Here is a 17,487-nt window from a genome sequence, read left to right on the forward strand (position 1 = left end):
TAATTTTTAGTACTCATCTAAATGTGCCACAATGTCATGGTACTTATCTGAAACAAATTTGTATGATTCAGCTAACTTTTCTTCTTCAGCATCAGTGAGATCCAAATCAGCTTGTTGCAAAATGCCTTCACGACCAACGACAGCAGGGTATGAGAGATAAACATCATGTCCTGGACGTAAGTTAGAAACGGGCAATTCGCTATGACTATCTGAAAGAATGGCTTCAGTTAGTCGAATTGCTGCACCAGCAATGGCATAATTTGTATATCCCTTGGCTTGGAAGAGAAAATGACCATTATTGCGGGACGTGTCTTCGATGTCTGCCAAATCGACACCTTCACGTTCCGCAATTGGAATAATCGGATGATCCAAGATTTTCACATTAGACCAGGCTGTGAACTGTGAATTACCATGTTCACCTAAGTTATAACCGCTGACAGAACGCGCATCTAAATTAAAGGCTTTACCAACGCCATTTAACATCCGTGCCGTATCAAGTAATGTCCCCGTCCCAATTACCTTATTTTGAGGGTAGCCCGTCAATTTTTGATAGAGAGTAACCATAATATCATTTGGGTTTGTAATCACAATTAAAACCCCATGGAATTTAGTTGCCCGTAAATGCTCAGCAACTGATTTAACCTGTTTGACATTGTGGGGCACCTCAATAAAGCGGGAATTGGTACCTGGGTTCGTTTTTTGCAAAGCAATCTTACCAACAGATGAAATGACAACATCAGCGTCATCAAGTGCAGACCAATCATTGACGGTAATGTTTGCATGGTGCTTCAAATTTGGTTGTGCTTCAGTCAAATCAAGGGCTTCAGCTTCAACGTGGTCGACGTCTGTATCAATCAGGACATAATCATCAGCAACGCCTTGAACGACGGCGCTGTGCGCAATCGCACCACCAACATGTCCGACACCAATAATTCCAATCTTTCTAGTCATAAGCTGAACGACCTTTCTGAGCTATTGCTCTTCCAAAAAACGTGCGATGCGACCAACGGCTTCTTCCAAAGTCGCCTTACTTGATGCGTAACTCATCCGGAAATGACCTTCACCACCTGGGCCAAAAGCCTGACCAGGAACCGTTCCAACCTTGGCTTTAAGGGCCAAGTCAGTAACGAAGGCAGGATCATCATCCCCATATGCTTCAGGAATACGAGGGAAGAGGTAGAAAGCACCTTCCGGATTATCTAACTCGAAACCAAGATCACGTAAGGCATTGACCAGGTAATCACGCCGACCTTCATATTCGTCATTCATTTCCATGGTTGCTTGGTGACCGGCTGGGGTACCAAGTGCCACAGTTGCAGCAGCAGCCATTGGGTTTGGCGTTGTCGTCACGGCCATTTGGTGCACGAGGGCAGGTCCTTGAACTAAGTCGGCGGGTCCGGCGATGAAACCTAGACGGTAGCCGGTCATGGCATGGGACTTAGAAACGCCATTCAAAATCAACGTTTGCTCTGGCAAGAATTCCGCGATTGAATGGTGGTCTTGGTCATAAGTGAGTTCTGAATAAATTTCATCGGCGATGACGACAATATCAGTATCCTTAAGCACATCCGCCAAAGCCTTAAGTTGTTCAACTGAATAAGTACGACCGGTTGGATTTCCAGGATAGTTGAGAATCAAAAGCTTAATTGCATCCCCATATTCATCTAAGGTAGCTTCCAAACGCTCAGGGGTAAGGATGAAATCGTCATCGGCCGTATTAACTAAGAGTGGGTCAGCACCCAAAATCAAAGTATCTGATTCATAAAGGGGGAAGGTTGGGGTTGGGATAAGTACCTTATCACCAGGATTGACGAAAGCAGCGATTGTATCGTAAATCGCCTCAGTTGCGCCAACTGTAACCACGATGTTCTTATCGGCATCGTATGTTAAGTTATAGCGTGACTTCATAAAGTCCGCGATGGCTTCACGCAGTTCTTGCGTACCGAGTGAAGGTCCATAATGTGAGTCATTGTCAGCGATACTGTCAATGGCAGCTTGTTTGCTGACTTCAGGAACATTGAAATCAGGCTCACCCAACGTCAATTTAATAATGTCATCAATTTTTGAGAACTGGTTATCATATTCACGGATAATATTAGGGGTGACACGACTCAGATTTTTGTTAGCTGGTAAAGATTTTGGCATAGGTTTGCTCCTTAGCAAATAGGTTTTAAGTTCATTTTAGGTTACCAAACACAGGTATGTGTTCGTATTGTTGATGCTAATATTAAAGGTTTTCTCATTTTATGTCAAATCGTTTTGAATCCTTGCTGTCATGCAGATGATTGCCCATTTTTTGTTCAAGAAAACTTGTGATGATTGTGGGTAAATTCGTATTTCAAAAAAGAACAATGTATAATAAAGGTATAGTGAATGTTGGCTATGTCTATACGGAGGTATCTCATGATTACGAAGGCACATTTTGGCGAAGTTTCAGGAAAGCCAGTTGAAAAGTATACGATTGAAAACAAGCATCAAACCCGCTTAAGCGTGCTCACTTTTGCTGGCATTGTTCAGGAATTTTCTGTGATTGATGGTGGTGAACGCGTTGACCTCATTTTGTCATCTGATCGCATTGAAGGATTTTCGGAGAATACGTACAACATCAACCGTGTGATTGGTCGGACTGCCGGTCGTATTACCAAGGGAACTTGGACACAAGACGGCGTGACACACCATGTCCCAACGAACGATGGTGAAAACACGTTGCACAGTGGGCCTGAAGGTGTGGGAACCCACTTCTTTGACGTAAAGTCAGTTGATGAAGATAAGAATCAGCTCCAATTAACGTATACGGCCCTTGAATCAGTTGATGGTTTCCCAGGTGATCTTGAAATTACGGTGACATACACTTTGACGGAAGATGATACCGTTGACGTTACCTTTACTGGTCACCAAACCAAACAAGCTGGTGTCTTTAATCCAACCGTCCACATGTACTTTAACTTGGCCAACCCAGGGATTACCGATTTGGCTGATCATGATTTATTCATTAACGCTGACCAACACTTGGCCGTTAATGCTGAAAAGTGCCCAACCGGTGAACTCATTGAAAATGCTGGAACGCCATTCGACTTAAAACATCATCATGATTTGGGTGAAATTTTGCCTGAATTAAAGAAGACGACTGTCGAACAAGGATTTGATGACGTCTTTAAGGTTCCCGTTGATCAAAAAGCGATTTCTGCTCAAATTACTGATCGTGTTTCAGGACGTCATGTCGCCATTCATTCAGACCGTAACGGAATTGTTGCCTTTACCGAAAGCCAAATCGGCAATGACGTGAAGTACTTAAACCTTGGTGAGAGTAAGCCATGGATGGCTGTCGCGCTTGAGGCACAAACGTTACCAGATAGTGAAAACCACCCTGAATTAGGGGATGTTTCAATCGCTGCAGATGAAACTCAGGAATATCACATTCAATACGTTTACGGTAAATAGATTTAAATAAACAAAAAGTCTGCTCTCGGATTAATCCGAAAACAGACTTTTTTATGCCTTCACTGTGTTATTCAATAAAGAGACTGACAACTAGTAGGAGAAGGCCCACAAGCGGGATGGCATTGAAATACTTACCTTCACCAATTTTGAAGTAGCGTAGAACAATCCACAGTAGGACAAGCGCGCAGCCAGAAAATGCGATGATATTTTGAATGGTCATGGGACACCTCATGTGTTTTTTTGTTTGGCACTATCCTAGCATGTTTGTGGGGATGGGGACAAATAGAGAATAGCTTATACTATTCAAAGCTCCTTATTCACAATGTGCGAAATGAATATCTTTTGGCAGAGTGATCATACCTGCAAAATAATATAAAGGGACTCAAGCTACTTTCCACGCCAATACGTTGTCAGTATAATAAGATTTGTATGGGGACTCTAATTCACATTGCTTTATTCCTTCGAAACATGAGGAATATTATGTTTGTAAGGATAATTTAATTTCAACATAGTCCATTAAAATAGTTTTTTGTAATACTCGTTCTTTAATAAGGAGGGTGAAGATGAAAAAGGATAGGTGGGGAACACCATTAATACTCCTAGCTTTTGTGCTAGGCCTAGTCATTCCAATAATACAAACGAAGTAGTTCTTTCATTCACTAATATGGTTGCTTATGTTGACTGGTTTATTGAATACGAGAGTAAATCTACAGAAATTGGATTTGATTTAAAAGGTAACCCCCTTCCGCCGATATATCCGATGGAAGACATTATTGATAGTCTTGCATATCAAGTAGACTAGTTGATGAAAAATACAAACTAAATTATTTTTCATATATGGACCTGAATATGTCCCAAAACGGTTCTTTTTTTATACCATAATTACGTACGGGAGTACCTCCGTTCACTTAAAAGATTGAACGAATGATTGTAACTGGCAACACTTTTAGAAGAAACACAAATAACTGAATCCAAATTATGTTCAAATTTTTCTCATAACAGCAAACAGTCTTAAGACTGTGATCGTATCCAAAAAAATTCATTTATGACATAGTTCCTTAACCAGGCGCTTTTTAATTTATCTTTAACCGAAAATGGACTATAATTAAAAGTTACAAGAACAAGTTCAGATAGCAATTGTAAATTGATAAAAATGTTAGCCCAAAAGTTAGCCTTATGAAACGCAAATACTGTCACATCAAGGGAAGGAGCACCACATGCCCGAACTACCAGAAGTTGAAACTGTCCGCCGAGGTCTTAATCGGCTCGTTAAAGGTCATACAATCCTAGGAACTGAAGTCCGTTGGCCAAAAACGGTCTCAAACATGTCCCCAGAAGAATTCGATGCTGAATTAACGGGGCGTAAAATTGAAACGGTTGATCGGCGTGGTAAGTACCTATTATTCCGACTATCTGGCGACATGACGATGGTGTCCCATCTCCGCATGGAAGGTGCATACTACACAGTTCCTGCTGGTACTGAACCAGGTAAGCATGATTTGGTAACTTTCCACCTTGATGAAAAAGTTGATTTACTCTATCGTGATACCCGTAAGTTTGGTCGCATGACCTTAGTGAAAAATTCAGAACTTGGCCATGTGCCAGGGCTTTCAACACTAGGTCCAGAACCAACGGAAAAGGATTTAACCTTTGCGTATATGAAAGAAATCTTTAATAAGTCGCATGGACGCATCAAACCATTCTTATTGGACCAAAGCCACATTGCAGGTATTGGCAATATTTATGCTGATGAAACACTTTGGCAGAGCAAGATACATCCAAAAACGCACACTGACACGTTGACCGATGATGAAATTAAATTACTTCGTGAAAATATTATTAACGAAATGACCCGTTCAATCGAACATCATGGAACCACCGTTCATAGTTTTACGAATGTCTTCGGTGAAGCAGGAGAATTCCAAAATGAATTGGAAGTTTATGGACGTGCAGGAGAACCCTGTTTACGTTGTGGCACAACCTTGAAAAAGATTAAGGTCGCACAGCGGGGGACAACGTTCTGTCCACATTGCCAAATTGAAAAGGATTAATCATGTTTAGATTAGGTCTAACTGGTGGCATCGCCACAGGAAAATCAACAGTTTCAAAATATCTCAAAGAACGAAAGGGTCTGCCTGTTTTAGATGCGGATGCCATTGCGCACCAAATCATGGGACCAAATCAGCCTATTTTGACAGACATTTCTGATACTTTTGGACCTGAATATATCAATGATGATGGTAGTCTGAATCGTCAAAAACTTGGCGCACTTGTTTTTAATGATGACAACGCTCGACAACAACTAGATGATTTAACGCATCCACGCATTTTTAGTACGTTCGAATCACGGATGCAAGAGCTAGAAAGGGCCGGTACGTCAATCGCTGTGCTGGATATTCCATTACTTTTTGAAAATGAACAACGGTTAACTTATGACGCAATTGCCGTGGTCGTCACGACTGAGCATATCCAGCTCGAACGATTAATGCATCGCAATGGCTTATCTAAGACAGAGGCAAAAGCGCGTATAGCCGCTCAGATGCCACTTGATGAAAAAAAAGCTAATGCAGATTACGTGATTCAAAACAATGGTTCCAAGACAGAGACATACAAACAGGTTGATCAGATGCTTAACCAAATTAAACAAACAATCGTCGAAAGGAGCTAGTCTATGGGAGAATTTTCTTTACAACAACAATATCGCGTCATTAGTGACACTGCATTGACGATACCTGACATTCAGGCGCTCACACAGGTTTATTTGCCAATCATCGGTCATGAAGCATTCACGTTGTACATGACGCTAGCTTGCTATCCACATGATGACCAACGAACCTTTGTCCACACTGAGCTCCTTGATCAAGCCGGTTTAACACATCATTCATTTTTGGATGCACGTGGTCGCCTTGAGGGAATTGGTTTGATGAAGACCTATCAGCAAGACTTAACCATGAAAACACAATGGGTTTATGAAATGCTTGAGCCCATGTCAACTCGGGCATTCTTGTCTGATGACACCCTAGCTAGTTTGTTAGCGCATTACTTAGGCGAGGAAACATTTACCCAATTAGTTGCCGATACCTTACCAGAAAAGAAAGAAGTTCCTGGGAAAAACGTCACAGCTTCTTTCTTTGACCTAATCGGGGCTGACTCGTTTAAGCAAATGAAGTCACCTGTAACGAAACCAGATCGACTTGCGCCTGTTCAAAAAGATATTAAAGCAGCTAATAAGTCACTCAACTTGGACTTAATGTCACAAATGCTTAAATCGTTTAATGTGTCACTTCGCGACTTAAAGACAAATGAAGCGGCACTCCAAGTTGAAAAAGAATTATATGGATTGGATGACGTGGCTCTCGTCCGCCAAATTCAACAAAGTGTCACTGCTGACCATCAAATTGATATGAAACGCTTGCGTAATAACTTGAAACAACAAACTTTGGCAAGCCAACGCCAACCGGTAGCAGATTCTATGCCAACTGCTATCAATGAAACTGATAACACTACAGATAACACTACAGATAACGCTACTGTAACACCTTCAAAAAATCCAGCTCAGGTGTTCCTTGACCAGGTCAAGAACACTGCACCTGTTGCTTATTTAAAAGCATTACGTCAAGCACGAGGTGGTTTCATTACAGATAGCGAATTGAAAGTATTGCAAGATACAGCGCAATTAAATCGTTTACCTAATGAAGTCATTAATGTGATTTTATATGAACTTACTGTCGTTGAAGGACGATCAACCATTAGTCGTAATTTGATGCAAACAATTGTCAACGATTGGAGCCAAGCCGGTATTCAAAATGCAACGGGTGCGATAAAATATCTACAGGACCGTCAAAAGAAACGTGCTGAAGCGCAAACTTCAACTAAGTCACGTTATCGTCAACAACGGCCACTTAAAAATGAGACGCCACCTGATTGGAAAAATCAAAAGGTGGAAGCAGCCACAGCTGAAGAACAAGCCGCTGCTTCACGTCAATTGGCTGCATTACGTGCAAAACGGAAACAGGAGGATAGTAAGTCATGACCGAATCAGATTTAAATCAACCGCTTGATGTCGGCCAAGCCATGCGTAAAAGCATGCAAGAGAATCATTTAAACGCTCGCTATGCTGAAATGCAAAAAAAGGTGTTTGCTGATCCCGATATTAAAGCCTTCTTTACTGCACACTCTAATGAATTAACTCGCGAAATTGTGCAACGTGACTTTGCTAATTTGTATGAATTTTATACACAAAAGCAAAAGACTGACAATGATTCCGTTCACCGTGGCTATGAACCTGTTTTAGATTTTATTGATGGTCAAATTACCGTCTTATATCAGCCAAGTCGGGCAACGATTCAAGCCCAAAAACAGCAAGCCCGTGAGAATCTCGTTCATGCCATTCAAATGCCGAAACTAGTGACACGTGCAACCATGGATGATTTTTCAGATGTCAGCCCTGATCAAAGCAAAGCCGTAACTAAGGTCATCAGTTTCATCACTGAATACCTTGAAAAACCAAATGAATTTCATCGTGGGCTTTATCTCCATGGACCGTACGGGGTTGGTAAAACGCATCTAATGGGCGCTATGGCTAATGAACTAGCCGAATATGACGTGTCGGTGACCCTAGTCCACTTCCCAAGTTTTGCCGTTGAATTCCGAAATGGGATTAGTTCAAACAATAATAATAACCAAAAGCGTCTTGAAATGCTTCAAAAGGCAACTATTTTGGTACTAGATGATATTGGGGCTGAATCCTTAACAGCATGGATTCGTGACGATATTTTGGGTGTGATTTTGGAATACCGCATGCAAAATGAGTTACCAACATTCTTTACTTCTAATTTTTCAATGAATCAACTCGAAAAAGAACATTTAACGTCGACCAAAGATGGAAATGAACCAATCAAGGCCGCGCGAATTATGCAACGCATTCGCTTCTTATCAGAAGAAGTGTTGATGTCGGGTGAGAATAAGCGGGTACAGTAATGCAATTTATAAAATCATATTTGAAAAAAACATGGCACGCTTGGCTAGCACTTTTCGTACTAGTTATTGGCGTGGCATGCTTTTTTTCTTTCAACGGTGCAATATATCATGATCCACTTGTTCGTGTTAGCCAAGTGACCACACATAAAACTGGAGCTGAGTCGGACCAATATGGCAATCATGTCAAAACCTATTCACAAAATATCACTGCTACATTCTTAAATACAAAGCAGGCCCATGAAACAACTCATTTTACGAATACGTATGACACGTCTTATGCCTTAAATGAACCCGTCCGAAAGGGGCAACAGCTCTTCTTAACGCATGATGGTCGGGGACAATGGTCAATCAAGAATGCTCGCCATGATACGCTTTGGATTCCGTTCGCGGTTTTCGTGCTTGGTAGCATGCTCATCCTAACGGGACGCCATGGTCGCTTGATGTTACTCACGTTATTTATGAACGTTGGCTTATTTATCTTCTTTATTTGGCTTAACATTCAAATCCCGCACAGTAATGTCTTTGTCCTATTTATATTCTTTTCAATCCTAACGACCATCCTAACACTTGGCTTGTTAATGGGATTTCGCTCAAAACAAACTTGGGTGATCATCTCAACGGTGCTCGCCACGAGCCTTGTGACCTTGAGTCTGAGTGGGTTCATTTTTTCCATGCTCCACAATCAAGGTGTTTATTATGAGCACATGGAATTTGTAACTGAAAATCCAGAGACGCTTTTCATGGCGATGACCTTAGTTGGAGTCTTAGGGGCAGTGATGGACGAAGCCACGGATATGACTGCTACGCTTTTTTCTTTAAAACGAGAACGACCTGACATTTCAAATTCTGAACTCATTAAAGCTGGACGGAATATGGGGGGTGAAATTTTTGGTGCCCTTAATAACGTCCTTTTCTTAATCTTCATTGCCGAACAATTACCTATGGCCGTTCTTTTCCTAAGAAATGGCAATAATTGGTCGTTCACTTATATCAGTAATTTATCAATTGGGATGATTCAAACCCTCATCAGTGCCATCGGAATTGTTTTGACCGTGCCGATTGGATTACTTTGCTTCAAACTTTTGACACTTAAGCAGGGAGGCCACACACAATGAATGTCACAATCGCGTTAGCATTAATTTTATTTGTCTTGATGATTATCATTGGTGGTGCCAGAGGCTTAGGTGCCTTCGTGAGTTTGTGGATTAATTTTCTAGTCTTAGCTGTTGTCATCACCTTAATCAGCTTTTCCTTTAATCCATTTTGGGTCCTCTTAATCGGAGGGGGCATCATTTTGACCATTACCGTCATTAGTACTGGGATTGATGAAGATGCAACGAGCCTTGCCTTATCCGTCAGCTTCATTGTCATGCTCATTTTATTAGCCTTAATTGTGCCGATTGAGCATTTGGCGCTGTCTGGAGGCTTTTCCGTCGAGAACAGCGAGGAACTGGAAGGCTTGTCACTCGGGATTAGTGTGCCATTTACCACTCTGGGTATCTGTGCAGCGCTATTGGCAACACTTGGGGCCATTGCTGAAGCTGCAGTCGCTATTGCGGCCGGATTAAGTGAATTAAAAGCTGATCAAACGACCATTGATTTACCAACACTTGCAAAAGCGGGTCAAAATTTAGGGCAGGAGATAGTTGGAACGGCGGTAAATACAGTTCTATTTGGCTATTTGGCCGATTTCTTAAGTCTGTCATTATTGTTTACGCGCTTAAATTACAGCTTTGCAGAGATTATCAATACAAAACTATTTACTGCGTCAATGCTATCTTTGCTTTACTCGGTCCTTGGTGTCGTCTTGGTTTTACCGTTTACCATTTTGCTGTTCTATTATCAAAACCGGAAGCATGTCCATTAATTTTTACAAAAAAGCCGAAAACACAGGTTTTCAATAGGAAAAATGAGAAAACTGTGTTACCATTTATTTATATTAAAAATTAGAAATTACTGATCAAAAAAGATCGCCTTTTAAATTAGAAGAAAGATAGGTACGCACATATGAGTAATATCCTTATCGTTGAAGACGAAGAAAATTTGGCACGTTTTGTTGAACTAGAATTGCAGCATGAAGGTTACGAAACCCATGTTGCTGACAATGGTCGCGACGGATTAGACGAAGCCATGAATAACGACTATGACTTAATCCTTTTGGATTTGATGTTGCCTGAATTAAGTGGGCTCGAAGTTGCCCGTCGTTTACGCGAAGTGAAAAACACACCAATTATTATGATGACTGCCCGTGATTCAGTCATTGATCGTGTTTCAGGACTTGATTACGGTGCTGATGACTATGTCGTGAAGCCATTTGCTATTGAAGAATTGCTTGCGCGTGTTCGTTCACTTTTGCGTCGTATTAATATTGAAACTGAAGAACACAGCTCACATCAAAGTGTGGTTCGTTACCGTGATCTTACAGTTGAAAAAGAAAATCGCATCGCACGTCGTGGTAATGAAATTATCAATTTAACGAAGCGTGAGTATGAATTATTGCTTATCTTGATGGAAAACATTAATGTCGTACAATCTCGTGAAGAACTTTTGAAGAAGGTATGGGGTTATGACGCCGATATCGAAACAAACGTTGTTGACGTGTATATTCGTTATCTCCGTAATAAGATTGACCAACCTGATTCACGCGCCTCATACATCCAAACAGTTCGCGGAACTGGGTATGTCATGCGCCAATAGTGGGTTGGGAGAAACAACATGGATAATACATCATCCAAAAATCAAAAAACACCAACCCTAAAGCCCATTTCGTTGAAATGGAAATGGACCATTGGCTCACTTGTCGGTGTTTTTTTGGTGTTTGTTGTCTTTGCCTGGTTTTTAGTTCAGGCATTCTCAAACCGAATGCTCAACACCGAAAGTGAAGATGTTAATCGCTCAATGACAACGGTGGCACGCCGTCTTGAGCGCGAGTCTGATCGTCAATTAAACTCAAGTGATATTGACAATGTGCTTCGTCCAAATCAAGCCGACTTCAACACTGTCGTAAATGATCCGGTGATTCATGAAATTGCCCGTGCGGACTATGATTTAATTATTTATAACAATCATGGTAAGCAAGTCTACCCAGAAAAGCCAACTAAGGTCACTTACAAGCCAGTTAAGAAATCGACCATCTCACTTGAGAAAGTCAGTCATTCAAGACAAATGATTGGTCGACAACCTTTGGTTAATCGCGACGGTCATTCAATTGGTTATTTAGTAGTTGAAAATCAACTGGGATCATACCATAAGACTTTTACGCAAGTCTTTTCAATCATTGTTGTATCTATCATCCTTGGGCTGATGCTTCTTGGACTTTGGACATATTGGTTATCAGGTTATTTCCTTTTGCCAATTCAAGATATGACAAAGGTTGCCGACCGGATTCAAAAGGATCCCAATTTGCCCGAACGTGTTAAGGTTGAGACGCGTCACCCTGATGAACTTTCAGAGTTAGCTGATGTTTTGAATAACATGCTTGACCGCATGCAACGTTTCATCACACAGCAACAACGTTTCGTTGAAGACGTTTCACACGAATTGAGGACGCCTGTGGCAATTGTGAAGGGCCACATGGAACTTCTAAATCGTTGGGGTAAGGATGATCCTAAAATTTTGGACGAGTCAATTCAGGCATCGCTCAAGGAAATGCAACGTATGCAAGGTCTTGTCCAAGAAATGCTTGATTTAACGCGGGCCGACCAAGTTGAATTGACCTTTAAAGAGGGGCATACTGACGCAAAGGAAGTCATTAACAGCGTGTACCACAATTATGAATTGATTTACCCGGATTTCAAATTTGTTTTAGACGATACTTTGAAAAGTGCCACTTGGCTTAACATGAGCCGTGATCACTTTGAACAAATTTTGATTATTCTGACTGATAATAGCGTGAAGTATAGTCAAGATCGCAAAGAAATTCATTTCTCAGCCTCGAAATCTGGATCAAACCTTGAAGTTGCCATCCAAGACTTTGGTGAGGGAATTAGTTCAGAAGATGCACAACACGTTTTCGACCGCTTTTATCGCGTTGATAAGGCGCGTTCCCGTAAGCAAGGTGGGAATGGTTTGGGCTTGAGTATTGCCCAAAAGTTGGTTGAAGGTTATGGCGGAACAATTGCGCTTGAATCCGCCCTGGGTCAAGGAACCATTTTCCGTGTCACTTTACCAATCCAAGAAGATACAGACGAATGAAACATGATGAAGACGATGTTGAAATGATTGGATACCACCATTTCAACATCGTTTTTATATTCACTTAAAGAAAGAAGTACCACCTTATGATTATTAAACATGCGATTTTACACATTTTAGATAAAGATGCCGGAAATTTAATTGCTTCACAAAGTGAAATGGATATCTCTAACATTCAAATCCATGAGTACCTCGAGGGGATTTTAACCAAGTTTGAAAGTGGCGACTACAAGCCTGGCCAATTGAATGATGCCGATTACATTGCAAAAATCATCAGTGATGATAACCCTGATAATTTTGTCGAAAAGACAACTGCTTTAGCTGATAAGCTTTTCAGTATCGTCGCACCAGCAGAAAACGTTCCCGCTGGCGATTTGCTATGTGTTGAGTATGCTAATGGAACAGATGATTATTTTGCGATGTTGAAACTCAATCTCGTTCCACACTACACACATACGATTGACTACGAAGGGGACGACCTCGTGAATAAACTTGTCCTCAACCGCTCAATCTTACCGGATCCTACCCAGACTGCCCAAGAAGGCATTATCATTAATTTGATGAATGGTAGTTTCCAATTAGTTGAGAAACAATACTTAATCGATGGCCATCGTGTGAATTATTTTTCTCAAAACTTCCTTGAGATTGATCCTGAAACCTCAGCCAAAGATAATATCAAGACCATTAAAAATGCGGTGAAACACGTTGCCGACAAATTTGATGTTCCTGAACATGAGGCACTATCAACAACTCAAAATGCCATCTTTAAAAACCTCCAAGAAAATGAAGGAGCCATTAAAGTTTCAGATATTGGTGATGCTGTTTTTGCCGGAAATATGTCAGCACAAACGGCATACCAAGAAATCACCAAAGAACAGTCATTAGATGAATCAATCGACATTCCAAACGCTGCCAAATATGAAAAGAAATATCAAGTGCAACGATTCAAACTAGATTCTGGAATCGAAATCACGATTCCAATTGATATTTATCAAGACAAGTCAAAAGTTGAATTCGTCAATAATCCTGATGGTACCCAAACACTTTTGCTCAAAGATATTGGTGCAATTATGAATAAATTCAATTCCTAAGTTAAGAATAGGTTAGATTATGACAAAAGGATAAACCCTTCATGAAGGGTTTATCCTTTTAATTGTTTCATAAATCAGAACAGTGTAAAATTAACCCCTGTATATTTATGTAATTATATTTGGATTGGAGCAAAAAAATGAATAAAAAGAAGATTGGTTTATCAGCCCTGGTGTTGATGATCTTTTCAACGATTTTTGGTTTTGCTAACGGGCCAGTTGCGTATATGCAAACTGGTTACGCAGCCATTATCTGGTATGTGCTGGGTGCACTATTCTTCTTTCTACCAACCTCAATGATGTATGCTGAATTTGGTTCCGCTTATAAGGATTCCAAGGGTGGTATTTACACATGGATGGAAGGGGCCCTCGGTAAAAAGACTGCGTTTATCGCAACTTTCGTTGGGCTAGCCGCCTGGGTTGTTTGGATGATTTCTGTCGCCCAAAAGGTTTGGATTCCATTTTCAACCATCTTCGCTGGTCATGATATGACACAAAGCTGGTCGATTTTCGGACTTTCAAGTACGAAGACCGTTGGTCTATTAGCCATCGCCTTTGTTGTGGTCGTTGCATTCTTCGTAACACGTGGTGTGCAATCTATCTCAAAGATTTCATCAATCGGTGGAATCTTCGTCATGGCCATGAATGTCATTTTGATTCTTGCATCAATTATTGTCTTGATTGCACATCATGGACAATTTGCTGAACCAATCGTTGCCAAGTCATTCATTGTGCCACAAAATCCAGCCTTTCAATCACCAATGCAATTGATTTCATTTGCCTTGTATGCGGTCTTTGCCTATGCAGGAATGGAACAACTTGGTGGTATGATGGAAGATATCGATGATGCTGAAAAAACATATCCTAAGGCGGTCTTCATTGCAACCATCGTGATTGCTTTCGGGTATGCGTTGTCAATTCTATTCTGGGGTGTCACAACGAACTGGTTGCATTTGTCACACATGTCAAATGCCAATCTTGGAAACGTGACATACATCTTGATGAATAACCTTGGGGTTGAATTTGGTTCATCTATTGGCTTTTCACATACTGCGTCATTGACCCTTGGAGCCTGGTTTGCCCGATTTGCTGGACTTTCAATGTTCATGGCTTATCTTGGTTCATTCTTTGTGCTTACGTACTCACCACTTAAATCATTCATTCTTGGTTCGCCTAAGGAAGTTTGGCCTAAGCCAGTCATTCGTTTGAACAAAGCAGGTGTTCCAACGGTTGCCGTTTGGTTGCAAGCTGGCCTAGTTATCTTATTTATTCTTGGAATCTCATTTGGTGGTAGCAATGCTGCTGAGCTTTACCAAATTTTGACAAACATGGGAAATGTTTCTTCAACTTTGCCATATGTCTTCTTGGTGGCTGCTTTCCCAATTTTCAAGAAATTAACTAATGTTAACCATCCGTTTGTGTTCTTTAAGTCAAAGCGGATGACATGGTTTGCTACAATTATTGTCGAGGTCTTGATCATTACATCAATGGTTATGACCATCATTCCATTGATCACAACTGGTGATTACGCGAATGCGTTCTGGACAATTGTTGGACCAATCTTCTTTGCTTTCTTAGCTTGGCTCCTATATAGTCACGCTGAACGCAAATACGGTAAGCTTTAATTTCAAACAAAAGATCATTGTCCCTCGTACGTAGGGGTGATGGTCTTTTTGCTAGGGGCGTTTTATTTACAAGTAATGTTGGTGTGATATAATAGGTGAGTTAAAATATAAAACTCGTGAGGAAATAGCTTCAAATGAAAATTAAACATTTAACACCAATTCTTGTGATCTTACTTTTAGGATTATTAGTAACTGGTAATATTAATATTTTGCAAGGGCCATTGACGTCCTTTATGGAGTGGGCGCAACATGCCATCGGTGGACCTAATGCGGTTGGTTGGTCAATTGTGATGTTGACTTTGTTTGTGCGACTCATTCTTATGCCATTCATGGTGCAACAACAGCATGCAGCAACTGTACAACAAGAAAAAATGCGCTTGCTTCAACCACAACTAACAAAAATTCAAGAAGCCCAAAAGAATGCCAAGACGCAAGACGAACAAATGCGTGCTTCGCAAGCTATGATGGCCGTTTATCGTGAGAACGGTGTGTCTATGTTTGGCGGCATTAACTTCTCAATCATGTTGATTCAAATGCCTGTTTTCACTGGTCTATATTCAGCGATCCAGCATTCTAAAGACTTGGTTGGCGCTAGTTTCTATGGGATTTCTTTGACAGATAAGAGTCCCTTACTAGCTGTATTTACCGCAGCCTTATACTTCTTACAATCATATCTTTCTACAATTGGTATTCCTGAAGATCAAAAGAAAACCATGCGCTCAATGATGTTCATGATGCCTTTAATGATGTTGTTCACAACTTGGTTTACCAACGGTGGAGTCGCACTTTACTTTAGTGTTGGAGCAATTGTCATGATCTTCCAGCAATTAATCATTACGATGTGGCGTCCACGTATTCGTCGCCATATTGGCCAAACATTCGATGTCAAAGACGTTGCTGATGATGCGTTAGCCGGTAATTTGGCACCTGCACCCGAACCAACAAACCGTTTTGCTAAAGCCCTTCAAAGTGCGCAACAAGCACAACAAGCGCAAGCAGACGCTGAGATTGAATCGGAAACACCGAAGAAAACTGAAGCTGAATTACGTGCTGAAAATCGCGCACGAAATGCTAAAAAGCATGCTAAGCCGAAGGAAGACGACGATGATTCATCTAAATCATAAAATAAAGGAAGCTCCAGCGTTGATGGGGCTTCCTTTTGTTTTACTTATTTTATGTAAGGCTGTATAATGTAGATATTAATTAGATACGGAGGACAAAATTATGGATTTTTACGAACCAAAACAGCATTCGGATGCTGAAATTCGCGAGGCCATTGCTTCAAACAAAGAATTGGTGCTCTTCTTACAAACATCTTGGTGTGGTGATTGTAAAGCCATTAAGCCTTTTGTACAACAGTATAAAGACCTTGTTGAAGAAGCTGGGGCAACTTGGATTGATGCCGATCGCGATGAAAATATTGCGGTTGCCGATGAAAATGGTCTTCGTGGCATCCCTGTCTTTGTACTCTTCAAAGATGGTAAACAAGTGAGTCATTTTGGAAATGGTCAGCGTTTAAATCCTGCTGATGTTGCCAATTGGATTAAAGAAAATGTATAAAAAAAGGCGCTACCCTTAGTCACAAGGTAGCGTCTTTTTTAGCGATTTGCTTCGGTCATTTGTTGTGCTAATTTTGACATTTCAGCAACTGATTCATGCATACCAGTTGCAATCCAACGAATGGCAAGGGCAAGCATCCCAGACGCTGTAAAGTCTGCCACATAATCAATCGATTGCACTGGCTTATTCACAGCCACACGGTCTTGACTATAAAGGGCAACGTAAAGCTCTTGCAAGATATCGCGAAGGGGTGGATAAAATTGTTCACGCAATCCAGCATTCAAAAGGACAGCAATAATCATACCATTTGACTTAATAAATCCAAAAAAGGCTTCGTCAATGGCTTCACTGGTTAGGGGGAGATGTTCAACATCCACTTTAAATTCACTGTTCAATTGATTCACGATTGTATCGATAACTGCTTCCTTTGTACCAAAGTGGCGATAGAAAGCCATCCGTGACACGCCTGCCTCGCGGGTTATTTCGGTCACCGCCAGTTGGTCATAGGATTGGCCTTGCAACAAAGTTAACGTCGCATCAATAATTTGTTCGTCTGTTTGTTGACGAATACTTTCAGTTACTGCATTTCTCATACGCCC

Annotated in this window: 16 protein-coding genes; 13 read left to right on the plus strand and 3 right to left on the minus strand. The window is 41.0% G+C overall.

Going from position 1 to position 17,487, the window contains the following annotated elements:
- Nucleotides 1–6: 6 nt before the first annotated feature.
- A complete protein-coding gene (locus tag D3P96_RS03300; protein WP_124942975.1) occupies nt 7–951 on the minus strand; it encodes a lactate/malate family dehydrogenase in 945 nt (314 codons plus the stop codon).
- A gap of 21 nt (nt 952–972) precedes the next feature.
- Nucleotides 973–2,145 (minus strand): aminotransferase class I/II-fold pyridoxal phosphate-dependent enzyme, encoded by a 1,173-nt coding sequence (locus D3P96_RS03305; RefSeq protein ID WP_124942976.1) that lies wholly within the window; start codon nt 2,143–2,145, stop codon nt 973–975.
- Nucleotides 2,146–2,403: 258 nt separating this feature from the next.
- On the opposite strand from D3P96_RS03305, the gene D3P96_RS03310 reads away from it, so the two are divergent.
- The 13 genes from D3P96_RS03310 (at nt 2,404) to D3P96_RS03370 (ending at nt 16,888) form a co-directional block, all read left to right on the plus strand.
- Nucleotides 2,404–3,441 (plus strand): aldose epimerase family protein, encoded by a 1,038-nt coding sequence (locus D3P96_RS03310; protein ID WP_124942977.1) that lies wholly within the window; start codon nt 2,404–2,406, stop codon nt 3,439–3,441.
- 1,217 nt (nt 3,442–4,658) lie between these two features.
- Nucleotides 4,659–5,492 (plus strand): bifunctional DNA-formamidopyrimidine glycosylase/DNA-(apurinic or apyrimidinic site) lyase, encoded by an 834-nt coding sequence (gene mutM / locus D3P96_RS03315; RefSeq protein WP_124942978.1) that lies wholly within the window; start codon nt 4,659–4,661, stop codon nt 5,490–5,492.
- A 2-nt stretch (nt 5,493–5,494) separates the two neighbouring features.
- On the plus strand, nt 5,495–6,109 hold the full coding sequence (coaE, locus tag D3P96_RS03320; protein WP_124942979.1) for a dephospho-CoA kinase: 615 nt from the start codon (nt 5,495–5,497) through the stop codon (nt 6,107–6,109).
- A 3-nt stretch (nt 6,110–6,112) separates the two neighbouring features.
- The gene (locus D3P96_RS03325) at nt 6,113–7,474 is read left to right on the plus strand and encodes a DnaD domain protein (protein ID WP_124942980.1); all 1,362 of its coding nucleotides are present in this window, start codon (nt 6,113–6,115) and stop codon (nt 7,472–7,474) included.
- A complete protein-coding gene (dnaI, locus tag D3P96_RS03330) occupies nt 7,471–8,421 on the plus strand; it encodes a primosomal protein DnaI (RefSeq protein WP_124942981.1) in 951 nt (316 codons plus the stop codon). Before D3P96_RS03325 ends, dnaI begins: the two co-directional genes overlap by 4 nt.
- Nucleotides 8,421–9,536, plus strand: a complete 1,116-nt coding sequence (locus tag D3P96_RS03335) for a YibE/F family protein (RefSeq protein ID WP_124942982.1) — start codon at nt 8,421–8,423, stop codon at nt 9,534–9,536. Before dnaI ends, D3P96_RS03335 begins: the two co-directional genes overlap by 1 nt.
- Nucleotides 9,533–10,288: a YibE/F family protein gene (locus D3P96_RS03340; RefSeq protein ID WP_124942983.1), complete on the plus strand. Its 756-nt coding sequence runs from the start codon at nt 9,533–9,535 to the stop codon at nt 10,286–10,288. The genes D3P96_RS03335 and D3P96_RS03340 overlap by 4 nt, the downstream gene beginning before the upstream one ends.
- A gap of 140 nt (nt 10,289–10,428) precedes the next feature.
- On the plus strand, nt 10,429–11,118 hold the full coding sequence (locus D3P96_RS03345; RefSeq protein ID WP_057743563.1) for a response regulator transcription factor: 690 nt from the start codon (nt 10,429–10,431) through the stop codon (nt 11,116–11,118).
- Between the two features lie 18 nt (nt 11,119–11,136).
- Entirely contained in the window at nt 11,137–12,615 is a 1,479-nt protein-coding gene (locus D3P96_RS03350; protein WP_124942984.1) for a HAMP domain-containing sensor histidine kinase, read from the plus strand.
- Nucleotides 12,616–12,701: 86 nt separating this feature from the next.
- Nucleotides 12,702–13,706 carry a nucleoid-associated protein gene (locus tag D3P96_RS03355; protein ID WP_124942985.1) on the plus strand — a complete coding sequence of 335 codons (1,005 nt, stop codon included), beginning with the start codon at nt 12,702–12,704 and terminating at the stop codon, nt 13,704–13,706.
- Nucleotides 13,707–13,843: 137 nt separating this feature from the next.
- Complete coding sequence (gene yjeM / locus D3P96_RS03360; RefSeq protein WP_124942986.1) at nt 13,844–15,328, plus strand: glutamate/gamma-aminobutyrate family transporter YjeM; 1,485 nt, start codon at nt 13,844–13,846, stop codon at nt 15,326–15,328.
- 134 nt (nt 15,329–15,462) lie between these two features.
- Complete coding sequence (gene yidC, locus D3P96_RS03365; RefSeq protein ID WP_124942987.1) at nt 15,463–16,452, plus strand: membrane protein insertase YidC; 990 nt, start codon at nt 15,463–15,465, stop codon at nt 16,450–16,452.
- 100 nt (nt 16,453–16,552) lie between these two features.
- Nucleotides 16,553–16,888, plus strand: coding sequence for a thioredoxin family protein (locus D3P96_RS03370; protein WP_124942988.1), 336 nt, complete (start codon nt 16,553–16,555; stop codon nt 16,886–16,888).
- A 38-nt stretch (nt 16,889–16,926) separates the two neighbouring features.
- Here D3P96_RS03370 and D3P96_RS03375 read toward each other — a convergent pair whose 3' ends face one another.
- Nucleotides 16,927–17,481, minus strand: a complete 555-nt coding sequence (locus D3P96_RS03375; protein ID WP_124942989.1) for a TetR/AcrR family transcriptional regulator — start codon at nt 17,479–17,481, stop codon at nt 16,927–16,929.
- Between the last annotated feature and the right edge of the window lie 6 nt (nt 17,482–17,487).

Source organism: Weissella viridescens, from assembly GCF_003862435.1.
Taxonomy (GTDB): Bacteria; Bacillota; Bacilli; order Lactobacillales; family Lactobacillaceae; genus Weissella; species Weissella viridescens_A.